Source organism: Bacillus sp. WMMC1349, from assembly GCF_013155385.1.
Taxonomy (GTDB): domain Bacteria; phylum Bacillota; class Bacilli; order Bacillales; family Bacillaceae; genus Bacillus.
Map to the genome: position 1 here is coordinate 3,276,982 of NZ_JABJUQ010000007.1, position 18,879 is coordinate 3,295,860.

General features: G+C 39.7%; 19 protein-coding genes. All 19 read right to left on the reverse strand.

The features are described 5' to 3' along the window. Window positions 1–24: 24 nt before the first annotated feature. Complete coding sequence (ftsX, locus tag HOO54_RS19220) at window positions 25–915, reverse strand: permease-like cell division protein FtsX (protein ID WP_172298099.1); 891 nt, start codon at window positions 913–915, stop codon at window positions 25–27. Then, complete coding sequence (gene ftsE, locus HOO54_RS19225) at window positions 908–1,594, reverse strand: cell division ATP-binding protein FtsE (RefSeq protein WP_172298101.1); 687 nt, start codon at window positions 1,592–1,594, stop codon at window positions 908–910. The genes ftsX and ftsE overlap by 8 nt, the downstream gene beginning before the upstream one ends. Window positions 1,595–1,926: 332 nt before the next feature. After that, window positions 1,927–2,250 carry a cytochrome c551 gene (gene cccB, locus HOO54_RS19230; protein ID WP_172298103.1) on the reverse strand — a complete coding sequence of 108 codons (324 nt, stop codon included), beginning with the start codon at window positions 2,248–2,250 and terminating at the stop codon, window positions 1,927–1,929. A gap of 45 nt (window positions 2,251–2,295) precedes the next feature. Then, window positions 2,296–3,138, reverse strand: coding sequence for a YitT family protein (locus HOO54_RS19235; protein WP_172298105.1), 843 nt, complete (start codon window positions 3,136–3,138; stop codon window positions 2,296–2,298). A gap of 169 nt (window positions 3,139–3,307) precedes the next feature. Continuing rightward, a protein-coding gene (gene prfB / locus HOO54_RS19240) for a peptide chain release factor 2 (RefSeq protein ID WP_172298107.1) occupies window positions 3,308–4,409 on the reverse strand; the annotation gives its coding sequence in 2 pieces (ribosomal slippage) (window positions 3,308–4,336 and window positions 4,338–4,409; 1,101 coding nt in all). Window positions 4,410–4,469: 60 nt separating this feature from the next. Next, window positions 4,470–6,995 (reverse strand): preprotein translocase subunit SecA, encoded by a 2,526-nt coding sequence (gene secA, locus HOO54_RS19245; RefSeq protein ID WP_172298109.1) that lies wholly within the window; start codon window positions 6,993–6,995, stop codon window positions 4,470–4,472. Between the two features lie 163 nt (window positions 6,996–7,158). Further along, window positions 7,159–7,713 (reverse strand): ribosome hibernation-promoting factor, HPF/YfiA family, encoded by a 555-nt coding sequence (gene hpf / locus HOO54_RS19250; RefSeq protein WP_172299715.1) that lies wholly within the window; start codon window positions 7,711–7,713, stop codon window positions 7,159–7,161. 146 nt (window positions 7,714–7,859) lie between these two features. Further along, window positions 7,860–8,237 carry a DUF8042 domain-containing protein gene (locus tag HOO54_RS19255; protein WP_172298111.1) on the reverse strand — a complete coding sequence of 126 codons (378 nt, stop codon included), beginning with the start codon at window positions 8,235–8,237 and terminating at the stop codon, window positions 7,860–7,862. Between the two features lie 9 nt (window positions 8,238–8,246). Beyond that, window positions 8,247–8,588, reverse strand: coding sequence for a flagellar protein FliT (fliT, locus tag HOO54_RS19260; protein WP_172299717.1), 342 nt, complete (start codon window positions 8,586–8,588; stop codon window positions 8,247–8,249). Continuing rightward, window positions 8,588–8,989 carry a flagellar export chaperone FliS gene (gene fliS, locus HOO54_RS19265; RefSeq protein ID WP_172298113.1) on the reverse strand — a complete coding sequence of 134 codons (402 nt, stop codon included), beginning with the start codon at window positions 8,987–8,989 and terminating at the stop codon, window positions 8,588–8,590. Before fliS ends, fliT begins: the two co-directional genes overlap by 1 nt. Before the next feature lie 21 nt (window positions 8,990–9,010). Continuing rightward, window positions 9,011–10,489, reverse strand: coding sequence for a flagellar hook-associated protein 2 (locus HOO54_RS19270; RefSeq protein ID WP_172298115.1), 1,479 nt, complete (start codon window positions 10,487–10,489; stop codon window positions 9,011–9,013). A gap of 19 nt (window positions 10,490–10,508) precedes the next feature. Then, entirely contained in the window at window positions 10,509–10,850 is a 342-nt protein-coding gene (flaG, locus tag HOO54_RS19275) for a flagellar protein FlaG (RefSeq protein WP_172298117.1), read from the reverse strand. Between the two features lie 168 nt (window positions 10,851–11,018). Next, window positions 11,019–11,864: a flagellin Hag gene (gene hag, locus HOO54_RS19280; protein WP_172298119.1), complete on the reverse strand. Its 846-nt coding sequence runs from the start codon at window positions 11,862–11,864 to the stop codon at window positions 11,019–11,021. A 245-nt stretch (window positions 11,865–12,109) separates the two neighbouring features. Continuing rightward, window positions 12,110–12,955, reverse strand: a complete 846-nt coding sequence (hag, locus tag HOO54_RS19285; protein ID WP_172298121.1) for a flagellin Hag — start codon at window positions 12,953–12,955, stop codon at window positions 12,110–12,112. 489 nt (window positions 12,956–13,444) lie between these two features. After that, window positions 13,445–14,269, reverse strand: a complete 825-nt coding sequence (gene hag, locus HOO54_RS19290) for a flagellin Hag (protein ID WP_172298124.1) — start codon at window positions 14,267–14,269, stop codon at window positions 13,445–13,447. Window positions 14,270–14,515: 246 nt separating this feature from the next. Continuing rightward, the gene (gene hag / locus HOO54_RS19295; RefSeq protein WP_172298126.1) at window positions 14,516–15,340 is read right to left on the reverse strand and encodes a flagellin Hag; all 825 of its coding nucleotides are present in this window, start codon (window positions 15,338–15,340) and stop codon (window positions 14,516–14,518) included. 350 nt (window positions 15,341–15,690) lie between these two features. Next, a complete protein-coding gene (gene hag, locus HOO54_RS19300) occupies window positions 15,691–16,527 on the reverse strand; it encodes a flagellin Hag (protein WP_172298128.1) in 837 nt (278 codons plus the stop codon). A 503-nt stretch (window positions 16,528–17,030) separates the two neighbouring features. Further along, a complete protein-coding gene (gene hag / locus HOO54_RS19305) occupies window positions 17,031–17,879 on the reverse strand; it encodes a flagellin Hag (RefSeq protein ID WP_172298131.1) in 849 nt (282 codons plus the stop codon). A 108-nt stretch (window positions 17,880–17,987) separates the two neighbouring features. Further along, complete coding sequence (gene hag / locus HOO54_RS19310) at window positions 17,988–18,830, reverse strand: flagellin Hag (protein WP_172298133.1); 843 nt, start codon at window positions 18,828–18,830, stop codon at window positions 17,988–17,990. Window positions 18,831–18,879 lie beyond the last annotated feature (49 nt).

An 18,879-nucleotide genomic window follows, 5' to 3' on the forward strand; every position in this document is an offset into this window, starting at 1 on the left:
AAAACATTATGGCCGGAAAATCGCCTATACTTTTAAGAATTTGCGGACAGACATCAAGCTTCCCCATACACCAATGATTGCGCCGAGCAACACCAAAACGGCGGAAATCTGAAAAACAAACGGATGGTATGGTAATACCTTGACAATCGTCCCTTGAAGTTTTGGCGCAACCCATTGGATGGCATTTTGATAGGTTCCTAGTAAGATTGAAATTGGAAGGATAGAACCACAAATACCTAACAATAGCCCTTCAATGAAAAATGGCCAGCGAACAAACCAGTTCGTTGCTCCAACTAGTTTCATAATTTCAATTTCTTTACGTCTTGCAAAAATTGTAATCTTAATCGTGTTTGAGATTAAGAACATTGCGGTAAACAATAAACCTATGATTAATACAATCCCAACCCATTTAGCATAGCCAACTATCTCAAATAAACGGCTTACTTTCTCTTTCCCATAGGCTACTTTGTGGGCATGGTCAAGTTTCTCAATTTTTTTGGCGACTTTAGGAGTATCGTGTGGGTCAGACGTTTTGACAATAAACGCATCATTTAACGGATTCTCCTGTTCAAACATAGAGAAGACATCACCGTCTTCACCAAAGCCTTTTTTCAAGTTTTTAAGTTCTTGATCTTTTGAAGAGAACTTCACACTGCTAATATCTGATATTTTTTTAATTTCTTTTTCAAGCTGATTTTTTTGATCTTTATTTGCAGTTACATCAATTAATACTTTGATTTCGACTTCTTTTTCAGCGCTTGATGCCATATGGTACAAGTTAAGAATGATCACCAATGAGACACCAACTAAAATAAGTGTAACTGTTACAGCACTGATGGATGCAAAAGTCATCCAAGTGTTTCTTGCAAGAGATTTTAAACTCTCGCGTACATGCCGTCCGAGAGTTCTAATCATATGAACCATACTCCCCTCTAGACTCATCACGAACAATCAGTCCTTCTTCGATTGCGATGACCCGTTTCTTCATGTTGTTTACAATATCTTTATTATGAGTCGCCATAACGACTGTCGTTCCACGATTATTAATTTTTTCCAATGTCTTCATGATTTCCCAAGATGTTTCAGGGTCTAAGTTTCCTGTCGGCTCATCGGCAATGACAACATCAGGGTTATTGACGATTGACCTTGCAATTGAAACCCTTTGCTGCTCCCCACCTGACAGCTGTTCTGGAAATTGTCTCGCTTTATGCTTAAGTTGAACAAGGTCTAGCACTTCAAGCACTTTTTTTCTAATGATCTCTGAACGCTCTCCGATGACTTCTAAAGCAAAAGCGACATTTTCAAAAACGGTCAGTTTTGGCAACAATTTGAAATCTTGGAATACAACGCCGATTTTTCTTCGGACATATGGAATGTCTTTCTCTTTTACTGTCGCCAAATCTTTATTATTGATAATGACCTTTCCTTTGGATGGCTTTTCCTCGCGATAGATCATTTTAATAAAGGTTGATTTTCCCGCTCCACTGGGACCGACAACATAGACAAATTCACCCGGGTATATCGAGACGCTGATACCGTTCAATGCTAAAATACCATTGGAATAAGTCTTATACACATCTTTCATTTCGATCATGTAATCACCTAGTCTTTTATGTTTGTCAAACATACACTTCGAAAAGGTATGTCGTTTTCTGTCTTTAAATATCACGCCAATCATTGTTTGTGTTTTTCAACAATATCCATTATACGTCATGTTTAGACATAATAATATTACAGTTTTATTTCAATACTGCCATAAGTTACAGGAAAAACGTAAAATCAACCAAAAACAGTCTACTTTAGACCTTTTTCAATACGAAAGAACTTGATGCACAGACTTTTTTAATAGTCAAAAAGTCCTTTTAAATATCCAAAAAAGACCTTTTCACCCAAAAGTGAACAAGGTCCTTTGATTTTTCTAATCTATTATTTTTTCTCCGCAAGCCATTTGGCTATTGCTTCAGCCTGGTCTTCTTTCACGAGTCCTCCAGGCATATTCCCTCTGCCATTGACAACAATATCTTTAATGTCATTTTCATCATACTTGCCGCCAACTTCTTTCAAGCTTGGTGCAGATCCGCCGGCTAAATCCTTTCCATGACAGCCAGTGCAATTCTGTTGATAGACTTCTTCACCGTTAGCCGCAGACGTTTGCCCACCAGTACTTTTGTTTTCGCTTTCTTTATTTCCTCCACAGCCAACGAGGACAACAGAAATCGCCAAAAACAGAGTAAATACTTTTGCCTTCATTTTGAGTCAACTCCTCCTGACAGATCAATCCTATTATACCGATTATTACCCTCGTTTAAAACCCTCTCCAAGGACTTCTGAAGCATCCATTGCAATGACAAATGCTGATTCATCAATATGTTTTACCAGTTGTTTCAGCTTTGTGAATTCAGTTTGACCGACAACACACATCAAAATCGGACGTTCATCATCTGTATAACCGCCGACAGCAGAAATTTTTGTCATCCCTCTGTCGATCTTCGCCAAAATGGCTTTTTTGATTTCTTCTTCACGATTTGTAATAATCATTGCCATTTTAGAACGGTTAAGACCAAGTTGAATGACATCGATGGTTTTGCTTGATATGTAAACACCAAGAATCGCATATAGTCCCTGTTCAATATTAAAAACAAATATAGCTGCTAAAACAATGGTTCCATCGATCAGTGCCAAACATTTCCCATGGGAGAGCCCTGAGAACTTGTGGATGATCTGCGCAGCCAGTGCTGTCCCTCCTGTAGATCCCCGACCAAGAAAAACAATCCCGATCCCCACTCCAATCCCCACTCCGCCAAATATGGCAGCCAATAGAGCTTGATGTGTTGCCGGACTGATGTCCCGTGTTAGATAAACGACAAACGGAAGAAAAATCGATCCTACAAGCGTCTTTATCCCAAATTTTCCGCCGAGAATAAGTACTCCAGCTACAAATAAGGGGATATTCAAGCCCCATTGTACATATGCCGCTTCAAAACCGAACGACTGTAAGATTGTGCTGATTCCACTGACTCCACCTGCTGCAATTTGGTTGGGAAGCAAAAACATATTAAATGTAACAGCAACGATTGCTGAACCTATTAGAATGTATAAGTACTCACGCAAACCTAAGACAACTTTATCCCATGACATTGTTGATCATCTCCCACCCAAATCTTTACCAATCGAGAGTATAGCATTTTGCGAGTCTTTAGTAAATGACAGCCTAATAACGTATTACTCAAATAAAGCATGAACCACACCTTCAAAAATGAAGCCAGTGAAGAAAACTCCACTGGCTTTAAACAGTTCATTTGTCTGTTTAAGATAGTTTTGAACGTAAATAAGCATCAATAAAGGTATCAATATCTCCATCCATTACAGCTTGTACGTTCCCCATTTCCGTATTCGTTCTATGGTCTTTGACAAGAGAATATGGATGGAAAACATATGAACGGATCTGGCTTCCCCAACCGATTTCTTTTTGTTCTCCGCGAATTTCATCAAGTTGTGCCTGTTGCTCTTCAATGCGCCGTTGATACAGTTTTGATTTCAGCATTTTCATCGCATGTTCACGGTTTTTAATTTGCGAACGTTCTGTTTGACAAGTGACGATGACACCTGTCGGCAGGTGGGTAATTCGGACCGCCGAGTCTGTCGTATTGACATGCTGTCCCCCGGCTCCACTGGCCCGGTATGTGTCTACCTTAATATCTTCTGTTCGAATTTCAATATCAATTTCTTCATTGAATTCTGGCATCACATCACATGAAACAAATGAAGTATGCCTGCGTCCAGACGAATCAAACGGAGAAATTCGCACAAGACGGTGGACACCTTTTTCAGCTTTTAAATAACCGTAAGCATTATGCCCTTTAATGAGAAGTGTTACAGACTTGATTCCCGCTTCATCACCCGGAAGATAATCAAGTGTCTCCACTTTAAAACCGCGACGCTCAGACCATCTTGTATACATTCTGAGAAGCATTGAACCCCAATCTTGTGATTCGGTACCGCCGGCTCCCGGATGAAGTTCCAAAATAGCATTGTTTTTGTCATATGGTTCACTTAACAATAATTGAAGTTCAAACTCATTAAATTGCTTCGTCAAATTTTTTAACTCCGTTATGAGCTCAGCTTGCAATTCATCATCAGGATCTTCTTTTAACAAATCATGTGTCATCTGTAATTCTTCATGTGATTCGCTTAAGCTTTTATATGTGTTAACATAATCCTTTAATGCATTCGCTTCATTGATGATGGTCTGGGCTTTTTGCTGATCTCCCCAAAAATTAGGGTCAGCCATCTGTTCTTCAAGTTCGCTAATTTTTGCTTCCTTTGCTTCGAGGTCAAAGAGACCCCCTAAAATCAGCTAATCGAGAAGCCATATTTTCAAGTTCTTGCCTAATTTCAGTTAATTCCATTGATCTTCACCTCATTCAATATTAAAACAACTCAAAATAAAAAGAGGCACTCACCTCTTTTTATTCTGTTCTTCCACAGCAATTTTTGAATTTTTTTCCGCTTCCACAATAACAAAGGTCATTTCGTCCAATATCGATGACTTTACGCACAGGTTTTTTCTTAGCTTGTTTAGTCTCTTCGCCTTCTGTTGGCTGATGGGCTGTTGTTTGTCCTTTCACAACCTCTTCACGTTCAAGATTGGTTTCAATTTCAGCCTTCATCACATATTTTGCGACATCATCTTCAATGGCAGCGATCATGTTTTCAAACATTGCAAAGCCTTCCAGCTGATATTCACGTAACGGATTTGTTTGAGCATAGGCACGTAAATGGATCCCTTGGCGAAGTTGATCCATTGCATCAATGTGGTCCATCCATTTCGTATCCACTTCACGAAGAACGATGACTTTTTCAAATTCACGCATCTGCTCAGGGCCATATCTTTCTTCTTTTTTGTCATATTTTGTTTTGATTCGATCAAAGATAAGCTCTGTCATTTCATCTGGTTCTTTACCGTAAATATCGCTTTTTTCAAGTTCGCCTTCATCAAGGAAGTTCGCATTGATCCATTCGACAAGACCTTCCAGATTCCAGTCTTCAGGTAATTCTTCTTTCGGTGTGAATGAAGCAACAGCCCGGTCAAGAGAGGACTGGATCATTCCTTCAACAATGGAGCGAAGGTTCTCTGAATCAATCACTTCAAAGCGCTGTTTATAGATGACTTCCCGTTGTTGGCGGAGTACATCATCATATTGTAAAAGCTGTTTACGAGCATCAAAGTTGTTTCCTTCGACACGTTTCTGTGAAGATTCAACCGCTTTTGAGACCATTTTACTCTGAATTGGTGTAGAATCATCCATTCCAAAGCGGTCGAGCATCCCCATCGTCCGTTCTGCTCCAAACCGTTTCATTAATTCATCTTCCATTGAAAGATAAAATTGAGTAATACCAGGGTCACCTTGACGTCCTGAACGTCCGCGCAACTGGTTATCGATCCGACGTGATTCATGGCGCTCAGTACCGATTACAGCAAGACCACCGAGCTCTTTCACGCCTTCTCCAAGCTTGATATCTGTTCCCCGTCCGGCCATGTTTGTCGCGATCGTCACCGCACCTTTTTGACCGGCGTTTTCGATGATCTGTGCCTCACGTTCATGGTTTTTAGCGTTTAAAACTTGATGAGGAACCCCTTTATTTTTAAGTAGTTTTGAAATTAATTCAGATGTCTCAACCGCAACTGTCCCGACAAGAACAGGCTGTCCTGTCATATATCGTTGAGCGACATCTTCTGCCACAGCTTTAAATTTGCCTTCCATACTGCGGTAGATTAAATCAGGGCGGTCATCACGGACAATCGGCATATTGGTTGGAATTGTCACAACCTGCATGTTATAAATGTTGCGGAATTCTTCCTCTTCTGTTTTCGCTGTACCGGTCATACCAGCAAGTTTTTCATACATGCGGAAATAGTTTTGGAATGTAATCGTTGCAAGTGTCATGCTTTCATTTTGAACTTCCAGACCTTCCTTCGCTTCAATCGCTTGATGAAGTCCGTCACTGTAGCGCCGACCTTTCATCAGACGACCTGTAAAGGAATCGACGATAACAACTTGTCCGTCTTCCACAACATAATCAACATCATTGTGCATTGCCGCATGTGCTTTAAGTGCCTGAGCAATGTGATGGTTTAATGCCACATGGCGCACATCAAATAGGTTTTCAATTCCAAACGCTTTTTCAGCCTTTGTCATTCCTTCTTCAGTCAGCTGAACGCCTTTTGTTTTAATATCATATGTGTAGTCTTGTTCTTGTTTTAATGTACGAACAAACGCATTAGCCTGGACATAGAGTTTGGTCGATTTTGCCGCTTGTCCCGAAATGATCAGCGGTGTTCGCGCTTCATCGACTAAGATGGAGTCAACTTCATCAATGACAGCAAAATGAAGTGGGCGCTGAACCATTTCCTCTTGATAAAGAACCATGTTATCCCGTAAATAATCAAAACCTAGTTCATTGTTAGTGGAATACGTAATATCAGCAGCATATGCTTCACGTTTCTCATCTTTAGAAAGACTGTTTAAATTTAAGCCAACCGTTAAACCGAGAAATTGAAAGATCTGACCCATTTCTTCAGCATCACGACTCGCCAAATATTCATTGACTGTGACAATATGTACACCTTTACCGGAAAGGGCATTTAAATAAACAGGCATTGTCGAAGTCAATGTTTTACCTTCACCTGTTTTCATTTCTGCAATGTTTCCCTCATGGAGTGCAATACCACCCATCAGCTGAACTTTAAATGGAAACATTCCTGTTACACGCTGAGAGGCTTCTCTGACAACTGCAAAGGCTTCAACTAAAAGCTCGTCTACTGTTTCGCCATTTTCAAGCCGCTCTTTAAACTCAGCGGTTTTCTTCTTGAGCTCCTCATCAGAAAGTTGCTCCATCTTCTGCTTAAGTCCGTCAATTTCATTTGCCTTCTTTTCATAACGGCTGAGTGTGCGTTTTGTCGGATCAAACACTTTATTTAAAATTCCAAGCATAGAATAACGCTCCTCTGTTAATATCCTTGTTTAACATAGTAAACAGTAAATTTATATATCCTCTATCATATCACACCTTTTGTTAATTCCAAACAATTTGCCATATGAGGAATTAAAAAACCTCTCCCGAAAAATCCGAGAAGAGGTGTCGTGGGCTTATCTTTTATTCATTCGGTTCAATCAAACCGTATTTTCCGTCATTTCTCCGGTAAACGACATTGGTTAGATTGGTTTCGGCGTTCGTAAATACAAAGAAGTTGTGGCCTAGCATATTCATCTGTAAAACCGCTTCTTCATTGTCCATCGGTTTTAAATTAAACCGTTTTTGCCGGACAATCTGAGGTGCCTCATCGGTCTCCTCATCAGCTATTGCAACGCCTGTTTCTTCCGTAAACAAATGCTTAGGAAAACCATTTTCTCGAAATTTTCGGTTTACTTTTGTTTTGTGTTTGCGGATTTGACGTTCCAATCTGCTTGTTGCAAGATCGACTGCATTGTACATATCTTCATGATGAACTTCTGCACGGAGAGAGAGGTCTGTCATTGGAATTGTCACTTCGACCTTTGATTCCTGATCATTATAGAACTTTAAGTTGACGTGAACATTCGCATCAACGTTATTTTCAAAATAACGTTCTAGCTTTCCAAGTTTTTTCTCGACGTGTTCTCTTAACGCTGTTGTTACCTCAATGTTTTCTCCTCTGACGTTGTACCTCATCAAAAGAACGCCTCCTTTATATTAAGGATATGTTAATACATTTCGCCTTATCCCTCTAAACTCCTGCTTAAGACGTAAAAATAATGTGAAAAAAACATGAATTTTAGCGAAATTTGTTTCATTCCAAGGTCACGACTGCCTGAATTTTAATGAATGACATACGGCTTCATAGATTGATGAACCTTCTCCATCCATTGTTGATACAGTGGTAAAAAGCGGGTTTGCAAATAATCTTGAAATTCGGAAGAAGGAAAAGAGCAATCAATCAAGCTGTCGAAATCACTGAAAACTCTGTCAAATGAACGGATAGAGGCTTGTATACTGTTCCCCTGCATAATCGCAAGAAGAACAGAATGTGATGAATCGAGATGAAAAAACGCATAGATGAGATCATTAAAAATCCGTTCACCTTCCGTTTTTGACAAATTCCGATCTGCCTCAATTAAATAGTAAAGCCCTTCCTCAATTGTAAAAAGAAGCTGATAATAAGTGGACAAGAGCAAATAATCTTCAGTTTTTGTCAAAGATATCACCTATTTGCGCTTGTCATAATATGTGCCGTCAATCGTCACATTTTGGTATGGCGTTAGGTACGTTTGATGCAAAGCACGCTTCTTCTTTACTTGAATCAGCTCTTTTTTAATATCCTCCTTCAGTCTTTTCAGTTCAGTCATGATCAATGGCTCCATTTTAACGACTTGCTCCAGCTGCAGTTTTTCTTCATGAGAAAGCGGCGGCTTGATCTCATCAATCAAGCCTTCACGTTTCTCAAGATAATCTTCAATCCTCTGAAGCAGCTCATCACTTTCAGGAATATCCTTTATTTCGGACAGTATGTTCTCGGTCTCACTTAATAACAGCTTTATTCTGTTCATCATGCTTGCCCGCCTGATCCGAAGCGCCCTTGTCGTTCAATTTGCAAAGCCTGTTTCCAAGCATCGCGTAAGTCTTTTACATAACCTTCGACTTCCGTCAAGATGTCTTTATCATTTTGAATATTTGCTTCAATTAGACGGCGATGAATATAGTCGTACATCGCACCCATTGACCCAGCCATTTCAACCTTTCTGTTTAAGGTCAAATTTAACTCTTGGATAATGTTTTGTGCTTTAATCAGATTTGTATTTTTTTTCTCGATATCCTTTTGTTCAATCGCCTGTTTCGCCAGTTTCATAAATTTAAGACAACCGTCATATAACATGAGCGTCAATTCACCAGGGCTTGCCATGGTAATAGAATTTTGCTGATAAGCTGCATATGGATTGTTTAAAGCCATTGTTAATCCTCCAGGTTACGATTATTGTCCAAGCAATTGTGACAGATAAGCCGATCGCTCATTCATCTTTTGAATCGCTTTTTCCATCGCCGTGAATTTCGCATAATAGCGATTTTCAATCTTTGTCAAACGATTTTGTAAAGATGACATATCAGATTCAACATGTCTTATATTTTTTCCGATTGAAGATTGAGTATTTGGCATGAGTGTGTTTCCAGCTTTCTCTTCAATCAATTTCTTTGTATCTGTTAATGAGGACTGAAGACGCCACAAGATCCCTTTGTCATCATAGTTGGAAGTACTTGTTCCTGCTGTAAAGAGGCTTGCCACTTTTTCGGGATCTTCTTGAATTTTCGCTTTCAGTTTTTCTTCATCTATCTCTAAATGACCGCGCTGATTATACAATTTTGAAGTGTTAATCCCAAACTGTGTCAGCTGAAGGGATTCTCCATTTACAGAGACATTTGAGTAAAAGTCTGTCCGCATTTTGTTCGTACCACTGCTTAAAATCGAGTCATTTCTTAACAATCCGCTTTTTGCTTTTTCTTCCCAAAGTTCGATCTCTTTTTCTTTCATTGTCTCTTTTTGCTCAGCTGTCAGCGGTTGAAAATCTCTGTATTTTTTTTCTTGCAATTTACCGGTTACTGTATCGACAAGATCATTATACTTTGTAACAAACTCTTTAATTTTATTATATACCCCATCAACATCTGTAGAAACATCAATCGATACAGCAGTTGATGTTGTATTTTTCAGTGAGTAAGTGACATTGTTGACTGTAAAGTTGTTGGATGTTTTTTCCATTTGCAAGCCATTAATCACAACTTCTGCATTTTGCCCTGTTTGACTAGCAACCATTTTGTTATCAGCATCCAGCGCAAATCCGAGCTGGCTTGTCATAAAGTTGGCTGTTGCAGCATCACCTGCTTGAATACTGCCGCCTGCTCCTGTCGTTTTCGAAGTGAAGGCAATCGTTTCGACATATTCCGTTCCATTAAATATTTTATCTTTAATAGCGGTTACACCTAAACCTGATGTATTGATTTTAGAAACGATATTATCCAATGTATCTGTACTAGCAACAGTAATATTCACTGCTTTAGCGGTAGATTCTCCAGGAGCAGTCACATTAAAAGTTAATGTTTGATCACTGCCTGTGTAACCTGAAATATCAGCTGACTTATATGTTGCTGCAGTTGCTAATCGATTAATCTTGATGGTGCTTGAAGCGGAGCTCGTTGTAGCTGTTGCTGTCACTGCTGATTCATCAGAGCTTGTCACTTTTTTTGCACCATATGTGCTCGGACGGAGCATCGAGTAGATTGAATCCTGAAGTTCTTTCACTTTCTTATTCACATCACGATAGCTGTCACGCTGCCATTCTAACATTTGTTTCTTTTGTGCCAATTTATCAAGTGGGACACGTTCCGTTTGCATTAATTTGCTGACGATATCATCGATATCCATTCCTGTAGCTAACCCTGAAATCCTCATGACCATTTTATCAATCACTCCTGTTCTATGTTGATTTATCGACAATTAACCCCATAAACTCTGCCATGGCCGCATAAAAATCAAGCCAATGTTTAGGAGGAATCTCTCGAACGACTTCTTCTGTTTGATTGTCGACAACTTTCACATAATATTCACCAAGTTTTTCATGAAGTTCAAACTTAAGGTGAACTTGTGAAGGTTCCATTAGTTTATTTGCCCCTTGCACAGTCTTTTCAAGCTGCTCATATGAGACTTTGTTTGAAGCAGGTTGCTGTACCTGTTTCATTTCATCTCGTTGCTGATTCATGATTTGTGTCTTATAAGCATCAATAATAGGTTGAAAAGATGTTAGCCTTCCGATCGACAATTTTTACCATCTCCTATCCTATGATCTAAAATTTATATCGGCAAAATACCAACTATATTGAATATATTTTAAAGACTTGTTTTTGATCAGAAAACAGATCTTCAGTATAAATTGTAACGAAACATAAAAAAAGACCTTGGCAAAACGCCAAAGTCTTTATAAAGCCCATTAACGTAACAATTGAAGAACGCTTTGCGGCTGTTGGTTTGCTTGTGCAAGCATTGCTTGAGATGCTTGAGAAAGAATGTTGTTCTTTGTGAACTCACTCATTTCTTTCGCCATATCTACGTCACGAATACGAGATTCAGCTGCTGTTAAGTTCTCAGATGCTGCACCAAGATTGTTGATTGTATGCTCGAGACGGTTTTGTACCGCACCAAGTTTTGCACGTTGAGTAGATACTTTACTAATCGCTTCATCAATACCTGTAAGTTGGTCATCAAAAGAAGTCCCAGCAAAGTTTGTTACGTTAAGTGCACTAACTGCTACAGTCGTACCTAAATCTGCTGCTGCCATACTGTCAATATTCACTGTCAATTGTTGTCCAGCATTTGCACCAATTTGGAAGATAAGATCTCCTGTTCCAGAGGCAAAGCTACCATCTAACAACTTTTTACCATTGAACTCAGTACGCGTTGAAATGCCATTAATTTCACTTACTAATGCATCCATTTCTGCATCGATCGCAGTTAGATCTTCAGCTTGTTGTGTACCTGTATTTCCCGCTTGAACCATAAGTTCACGCATACGTTGAAGGATTGCATGTGTTTCAGTCAATGCACCTTCAGCTGTTTGGATTAAAGAGATACCATCTTGAGAGTTTTTAGACGCCATTTCTAAACCTCTGATTTGCCCTCTCATTTTTTCAGAGATTGCTAGACCTGCTGCATCATCTCCAGCACGGTTGATACGTAAACCTGAAGACAATTTCTCCATGTTCTTTTGGCTAGCACCGTTGTTTGAAGACAAACGATTTAGCGTGTTAAGCGCCGCAATGTTGTGGTTAATTCTCATTATGTAATTCCTCCTTGAGTGTTTGCTTGCACGTCCATGTGCATGGTCTGTAACAGCCAGGTGGACAGTTACATCTGTTATATCGGAATTGAACAGGAAATGTTTAGCTAGAAACTTAAAAAACGCTATTTTTTTTCTAACATTTAGCTGACTTACCAATAGAATATTTTTACGACTTGTTTTAAAAGTTAAGAACGGCATAAAAAAAGACCTTGGCAAAACGCCAAGATCTTTTCCAGTATTGATTAACGCAATAATTGCAGAACGCTTTGTGGCTGTTGGTTTGCTTGTGCAAGCATTGCTTGAGACGCTTGAGAAAGAATGTTATTCTTTGTGAACTCGCTCATTTCTTTCGCCATGTCTACGTCGCGAATACGAGATTCAGCTGCTGTTAAGTTCTCAGATGCTGCACCAAGGTTGTTGATTGTGTGTTCAAGACGGTTTTGTACCGCACCAAGTTGAGCACGTTGCGTAGAAACTTGGGTAATTGCTTCATCAATACCTGTAAGTTGGTTATCAAAAGAAGTCCCAGCAAAGTTTGTTACGTCAAGTGCACTAATTGCTACAGTCGTACCTAAATCTGCTGCTGCCATACTGCTAATATTCACTGTCAATTGTTGTCCAGCATTTGCACCAATTTGGAAGATAAGATCTCCTGTTCCAGAGGCAAAGCTACCATCTAACAATTTTTTACCGTTGAACTCAGTACGGCTTGAAATGCCATTTACTTCGCCGATCAACGCATCCATCTCTGCTTTAATCGCAGTCAAATCTTCAGTTTGCTGTGTACCTGTGTTTCCTGCTTGAACAGTTAGTTCACGCATACGTTGAAGGATCGCATGTGTTTCAGTTAATGCACCTTCAGCTGTTTGGATTAAAGAGATGCCATCTTGAGAGTTTTTAGAAGCCATTTCTAAACCTCTGATTTGGCCTCTCATTTTTTCAGAGATTGCCAGACCTGCTGCATCATCTCCAGCACGGTTGATGCGTAGACCTGAAGATAATTTCTCCATGTTCTTTTGGCTAGCTGCGCTGTTTGAAGACAAACGGTTCAGCGTGTTAAGCGCTGCAATATTATGGTTGATTCTCATATTAAATTCCTCCTTGAAATGTGTTTATTTGCACATCCATGTGCATGTTTTAAGCATTCCGGTTGGCCGCCTTCCTGCCCGTTACATTCTTTATATCGGAGTAATAATAACCTCTTCCATGCTAAAAACCTTCCTAGCTTGGAAGGAAGTACCGATGGAAAAACACATTGGCATTGCAGGTAATGAAAGGGGGATTAGAGGTGAAGTCATACATGCATTTTAGTTAATAGACTCATCCAGACTTTAAACATTGTCGGCAAATAGGAGCTGTCTAAAAAGTCCTTTTTCAAGATAAATCGGGGGGAATTGCCTGCGGAAAGCGAGCTAGGCGAGACCCAAGAGGAGCAAGGAACGAGCTCCGAGGAGGCTCGCGGATCGCCCGCGGAAAGCGAGCAAATTCCCAATTTTTATTCATCCACACGACTTTCAGGACAGCCCCGACATAAATAAAAGACCTTGGTAATATACCAAGATCTTTTAAAGTATTGATTAACGCAATAATTGAAGAACACTTTGCGGCTGTTGGTTTGCTTGCGCAAGCATTGCTTGAGATGCTTGAGAAAGAATGTTGTTCTTTGTAAACTGGCTCATTTCTTTCGCCATATCTACGTCACGGATACGGGATTCTGCTGCTGTTAAGTTCTCAGATGCTGCACCAAGGTTGTTGATTGTATGCTCAAGACGGTTTTGTACTGCACCAAGTTGAGCACGCTGATTAGATACATTTGTAATCGCAGTGTCAAGAAGTGCGATTTGCGTGTCAAAAGCACCTGCTGCTGTGAAACCAGTTACATCAATAGCGTTAACTCCAAGAGCAGTTGCACCCATATTACCAATTGTAACGTTCAGTTGTTGGGTTGCGTTTGCACCAATTTGGAATGTAAAACTTGGTTCAGATGCATTTAACAATTTTTTACCGTTGAATTCTGTACGCGTTGAAATACCATCAATTTCATTGATGAGTGCGGTCACTTCTTCTTGGATGGCAGTACGGTCTTCGGCTTGTTCTGTTCCTGTATTTCCTGCTTGAACTGCAAGCTCGCGCATACGTTGAAGGATTGCATGTGTTTCAGTCAATGCACCTTCAGCTGTTTGGATTAAAGAAATACCATCTTGAGAGTTTTTAGAAGCCATTTCTAAACCTCTGATTTGGCCTCTCATTTTTTCTGAGATCGCTAGACCTGCTGCGTCATCTCCAGCACGGTTGATACGTAATCCTGAAGACAATTTCTCCATGTTCTTTTGGCTGGCACTGTTGTTTGAAGACAAACGATTTAGCGTGTTAAGCGCCGCAATGTTGTGGTTAATTCTCATTATGTAATTCCTCCTTGAGTGTTTGTTTGCACGTCCATGTGCATGTTTTGTCACAGTCAGGTTGATTGTGACAACTGTTATATCGGAATTGAACAGGAAATGTTTAGCTAGAAACTTAAAAAAAGCTAATTTTTTTCTAAAGTTTAGCTAACTTCCCAATAGAATATTTTTACGACCTTGTTTTAAAAGTCAAGAACGGCAAAAAAAAAGACCTTGGCAAAGCGCCAAGATCTTTTCCAGTATTGATTAACGCAATAATTGCAGAACGCTTTGCGGTTGTTGGTTTGCTTGCGCAAGCATTGCTTGAGATGCTTGGGAAAGAATGTTGTTCTTTGTAAACTGGCTCATTTCTTTCGCCATGTCAACGTCACGGATACGAGATTCAGCTGCTGTTAAGTTCTCAGATGCTGCACCAAGGTTGTTGATTGTATGCTCAAGACGGTTTTGTACCGCACCAAGGTTTGCACGTTGAGTAGATACAGTTGTAATCGCAGTGTCAATAAGCGCAATTTGTGTATCAAAGGCACCTGCAGCTGTGAAACCAGTTACATCAATAGCGTTAACTCCAAGAGCAGTGGCATCCATATCATTAATCGTGACATTCAGTTGTTGGGTTGCGTTCGCACCAATTTGGAATGTGAAACTTGGTACAGATCCATTTAACAATTTTTTACCGTTGAATTCTGTACGCGTTGAAATACCATCAATTTCATTGATAAGTGCAGTTACTTCCGCTTGGATGGCAGTACGGTCTTCGTTTTGTTCTGTTCCTGTGTTTCCTGCTTGAACTGCAAGTTCACGAACACGTTGCAGGATTGCATGTGTTTCAGTCAATGCACCCTCAGCTGTTTGAATTAAAGAGATACCATCTTGAGCGTTTTTAGAAGACATTTCTAGACCTCTAATTTGGCCTCTCATTTTTTCTGAGATCGCTAGACCTGCTGCATCATCTCCAGCACGGTTGATACGTAAACCTGAAGACAATTTCTCCATGCTCTTTTGGCTAGCAGCATTATTTGAAGACAAACGGTTCAACGTGTTAAGCGCTGCAATATTGTGATTAATTCTCATTTGTATTTCCTCCTTGAAATATGTTTGTTTGCACGTCCTTGTGCATGTTTTATAACATTCAGGGTTGCTACCCTAACTGTTACAATATTTATATCGGATCGAAAATGACTTCTTATATGATAAAAACTTTCCTGCACAGGAATGTACTACCTTAGTTTTCAAGTGGAAGATTCATAGATTCCTTCTCATGACCTATGATGTACATTTGCTCTCCATCACTTATTGGATATGTCTTTAGAAAATATTTCATTACTAATTTTTTAAATTGTCGAGCAAGCTGCGACTTAAACAAAAACCAAGAAAAATATAAAAAAAGACCTTGGCAAAACACCAAGATCTTTCTATATTGATTAACGCAACAGTTGAAGAACACTTTGCGGTTGTTGGTTTGCTTGTGCAAGCATTGCTTGAGATGCTTGAGAAAGGATGTTGTTCTTTGTGAACTCGCTCATTTCTTTCGCCATATCAACGTCACGGATACGAGACTCAGCAGCTGTTAAGTTCTCAGATGCTGCACCAAGGTTGTTGATTGTATGTTCAAGACGGTTTTGTACCGCACCAAGGTTTGCACGTTGAGTAGATACAGTTGTAATAGCCGTATCAATAGCAGCAACATAAGTGTTAAAGTTAGCCGGAGTTGCTGTCAAAGTTGTTACATCGATTGTTGCAGAATCGACTCCAAGAGCAGTCGCTCCCATATTACCAATTGTGACATTCAGTTGTTGGGTCGCGTTTGCACCAATTTGAAATGTGAAACCTCCAACTACAGAAGCATCTAACAACTTTTTACCGTTGAATTCTGTACGCGTTGAAATTCCATTAATTTCATTTACTAGTGCATCCATCTCTGCATCGATTGCAGTTAGATCTTCAGCTTGCTGTGTACCTGTGTTTCCTGCTTGAACAGTTAGTTCACGCATACGTTGAAGGATCGCATGTGTTTCAGTTAATGCACCTTCAGCTGTTTGGATTAAAGAAATACCATCTTGAGCGTTTTTAGACGCCATTTCTAAACCTCTAATTTGGCCTCTCATTTTTTCTGAGATCGCTAGACCTGCTGCATCATCTCCAGCACGGTTAATGCGTAAACCTGAAGATAATTTCTCCATGTTCTTTTGGCTAGCTGCGCTGTTTGAAGACAAACGGTTCAGCGTGTTAAGTGCTGCGATATTGTGGTTAATTCTCATTTGTATTTCCTCCTTGAAATATGTTTGATCGCACGTCCTTGTGCATATTTTGTAGCATTCAGGTCGGTTGTCCTTCCTGCCTGTTACACCTTTTATATCGGAGGTGAAAACAATCTTTTACACGATAAAAACTTTCCTGAATTGGAAGGTGTTGTTGGCTAAAAACCAGTCAGAAATGGCGATCAGCTTTACAGACGTTTCCAGTAATCCATTTAAAAAATAAAAAATAATAACTGACAATATCCTAGATTCATTAAAAAATCTCCTGCACAAACCCCTGTAAATAAAACAAGACTAATTGAATATTTAGATATGCTTGTCGGTAAGAAAGCTATCTGAAAAAGCCTTTATAAACTGCATCAGAAGGCATCGCGAGACCCCTGTCGAAACAACGAGCTTTGAGGAGACTCGCGGATCGCCCGCGGAAAGCGAGCAAAACTACTTTCCGGACAACTCCTAAAAAAAGATCTTGGCAAAATACCAAGATCTTTTCCTAATTTCTATTAACGCAATAATTGAAGAACACTTTGCGGTTGTTGGTTTGCTTGCGCAAGCATCGCTTGAGACGCTTGAGAAAGAATGTTGTTCTTTGTGAACTCACTCATTTCTTTCGCCATATCAACATCACGAATACGAGACTCTGCTGCTGTTAAGTTTTCAGATGCTGCACCAAGGTTGTTGATTGTGTGTTCAAGACGGTTTTGTACTGCACCTAGGCTGGCACGTTGTTTTGAAACAGTGTTGATCGCTGCATCAATACCTTTAAGTTGGTCATCAAAAGAAGTAGTAGCAAATTTTGTGACGTCTAGATCATTCACTTTTACCGTTGCACTTCCTAAAGCTGTTGATGCCATGCTATCAATATTTACTTTTAATTGTTGTCCAGCATTTGCACCAATTTGCAGAACAAGATCTTCTGTTCCAGATGCAAAGCTACCATTTAACAATTTTTTACCGTTGAATTCGGTACGGGTTGAAATACCGTCTACTTCAGATTTGAGCGCATCCATTTCTGCTTTGATTGCCTCAAGGTCTTCAGTTTGTTGTGTACCTGTGTTTCCAGCTTGAACAGTTAGTTCACGCATACGTTGAAGGATCGCATGTGTTTCAGTTAATGCACCTTCAGCTGTTTGGATTAAAGAGATACCGTCTTGAGAGTTTTTAGATGCCATTTCTAACCCTCTGATTTGACCTCTCATTTTTTCAGAGATTGCCAGACCTGCTGCATCATCTCCAGCACGGTTAATGCGTAAACCTGAAGACAGTTTTTCCATGTTCTTTTGGCTAGCACCATTATTTGAACCTAAACGGTTCAGTGTGTTAAGTGCTGCAATATTATGGTTAATTCTCATTCTGAATTTCCTCCTTGATAGGTCATCATATATAACTAAATTGAATATATATTTAAGTAAAAATACACTTTGTTAACTATAGTACCGCAAAAAGTAAGCATTAAGTAATTAACGTAACAATTGAAGCACACTTTGCGGTTGTTGGTTTGCTTGCGCAAGCATCGCTTGAGACGCTTGAGAAAGAATATTGTTCTTTGTGAACTCGCTCATTTCTTTCGCCATATCAACATCACGAATACGAGATTCAGCAGCTGTTAAGTTTTCAGATGCTGCACCAAGGTTGTTGATTGTGTGTTCAAGACGGTTTTGTACTGCACCTAGGCTGGCACGTTGTTTTGAAACAGTGTTGATCGCTTCATCAATACCTTTTAGTTGGTTATCAAATGAATTAGTTGTAAAGTCTGCTGCATTAAGGTCACTAACTTTTACAGTTGTACCTAATGATCCTGCCGCCATACTAGCAATCGAAACGTTTAATTGTTGACCAGCATTCGCACCGATTTGGAATGTAAATCCTCCTGCTGTTGCTACAGTGCCATCCAACAATTTCTTACCATTGAATTCAGTACGTGTTGAAATCCCATTCACTTCGTCGATCAACGCAGTTATTTCAGATTGGATGGCAGTACGATCTTCAGTTTGTTGCGTCCCTGTGTTTCCCGCTTGAACCATAAGTTCACGCATACGTTGAAGGATCGCGTGTGTTTCAGTTAATGCACCTTCAGCTGTTTGGATCAAAGAGATACCATCTTGAGAGTTTTTAGACGCCATTTCTAACCCTCTGATTTGACCTCTCATTTTTTCTGAGATCGCTAGACCTGCTGCATCATCTCCAGCACGGTTAATGCGTAAACCTGAAGACAGTTTTTCCATGTTCTTTTGGCTTGCACCATTATTTGAACCTAAACGATTCAGTGTGTTAAGTGCTGCAATATTGTGGTTAATTCTCATTCTGAATTTCCTCCTTGATAGGAAAATGTGTCTAATTGCACTTCCATGT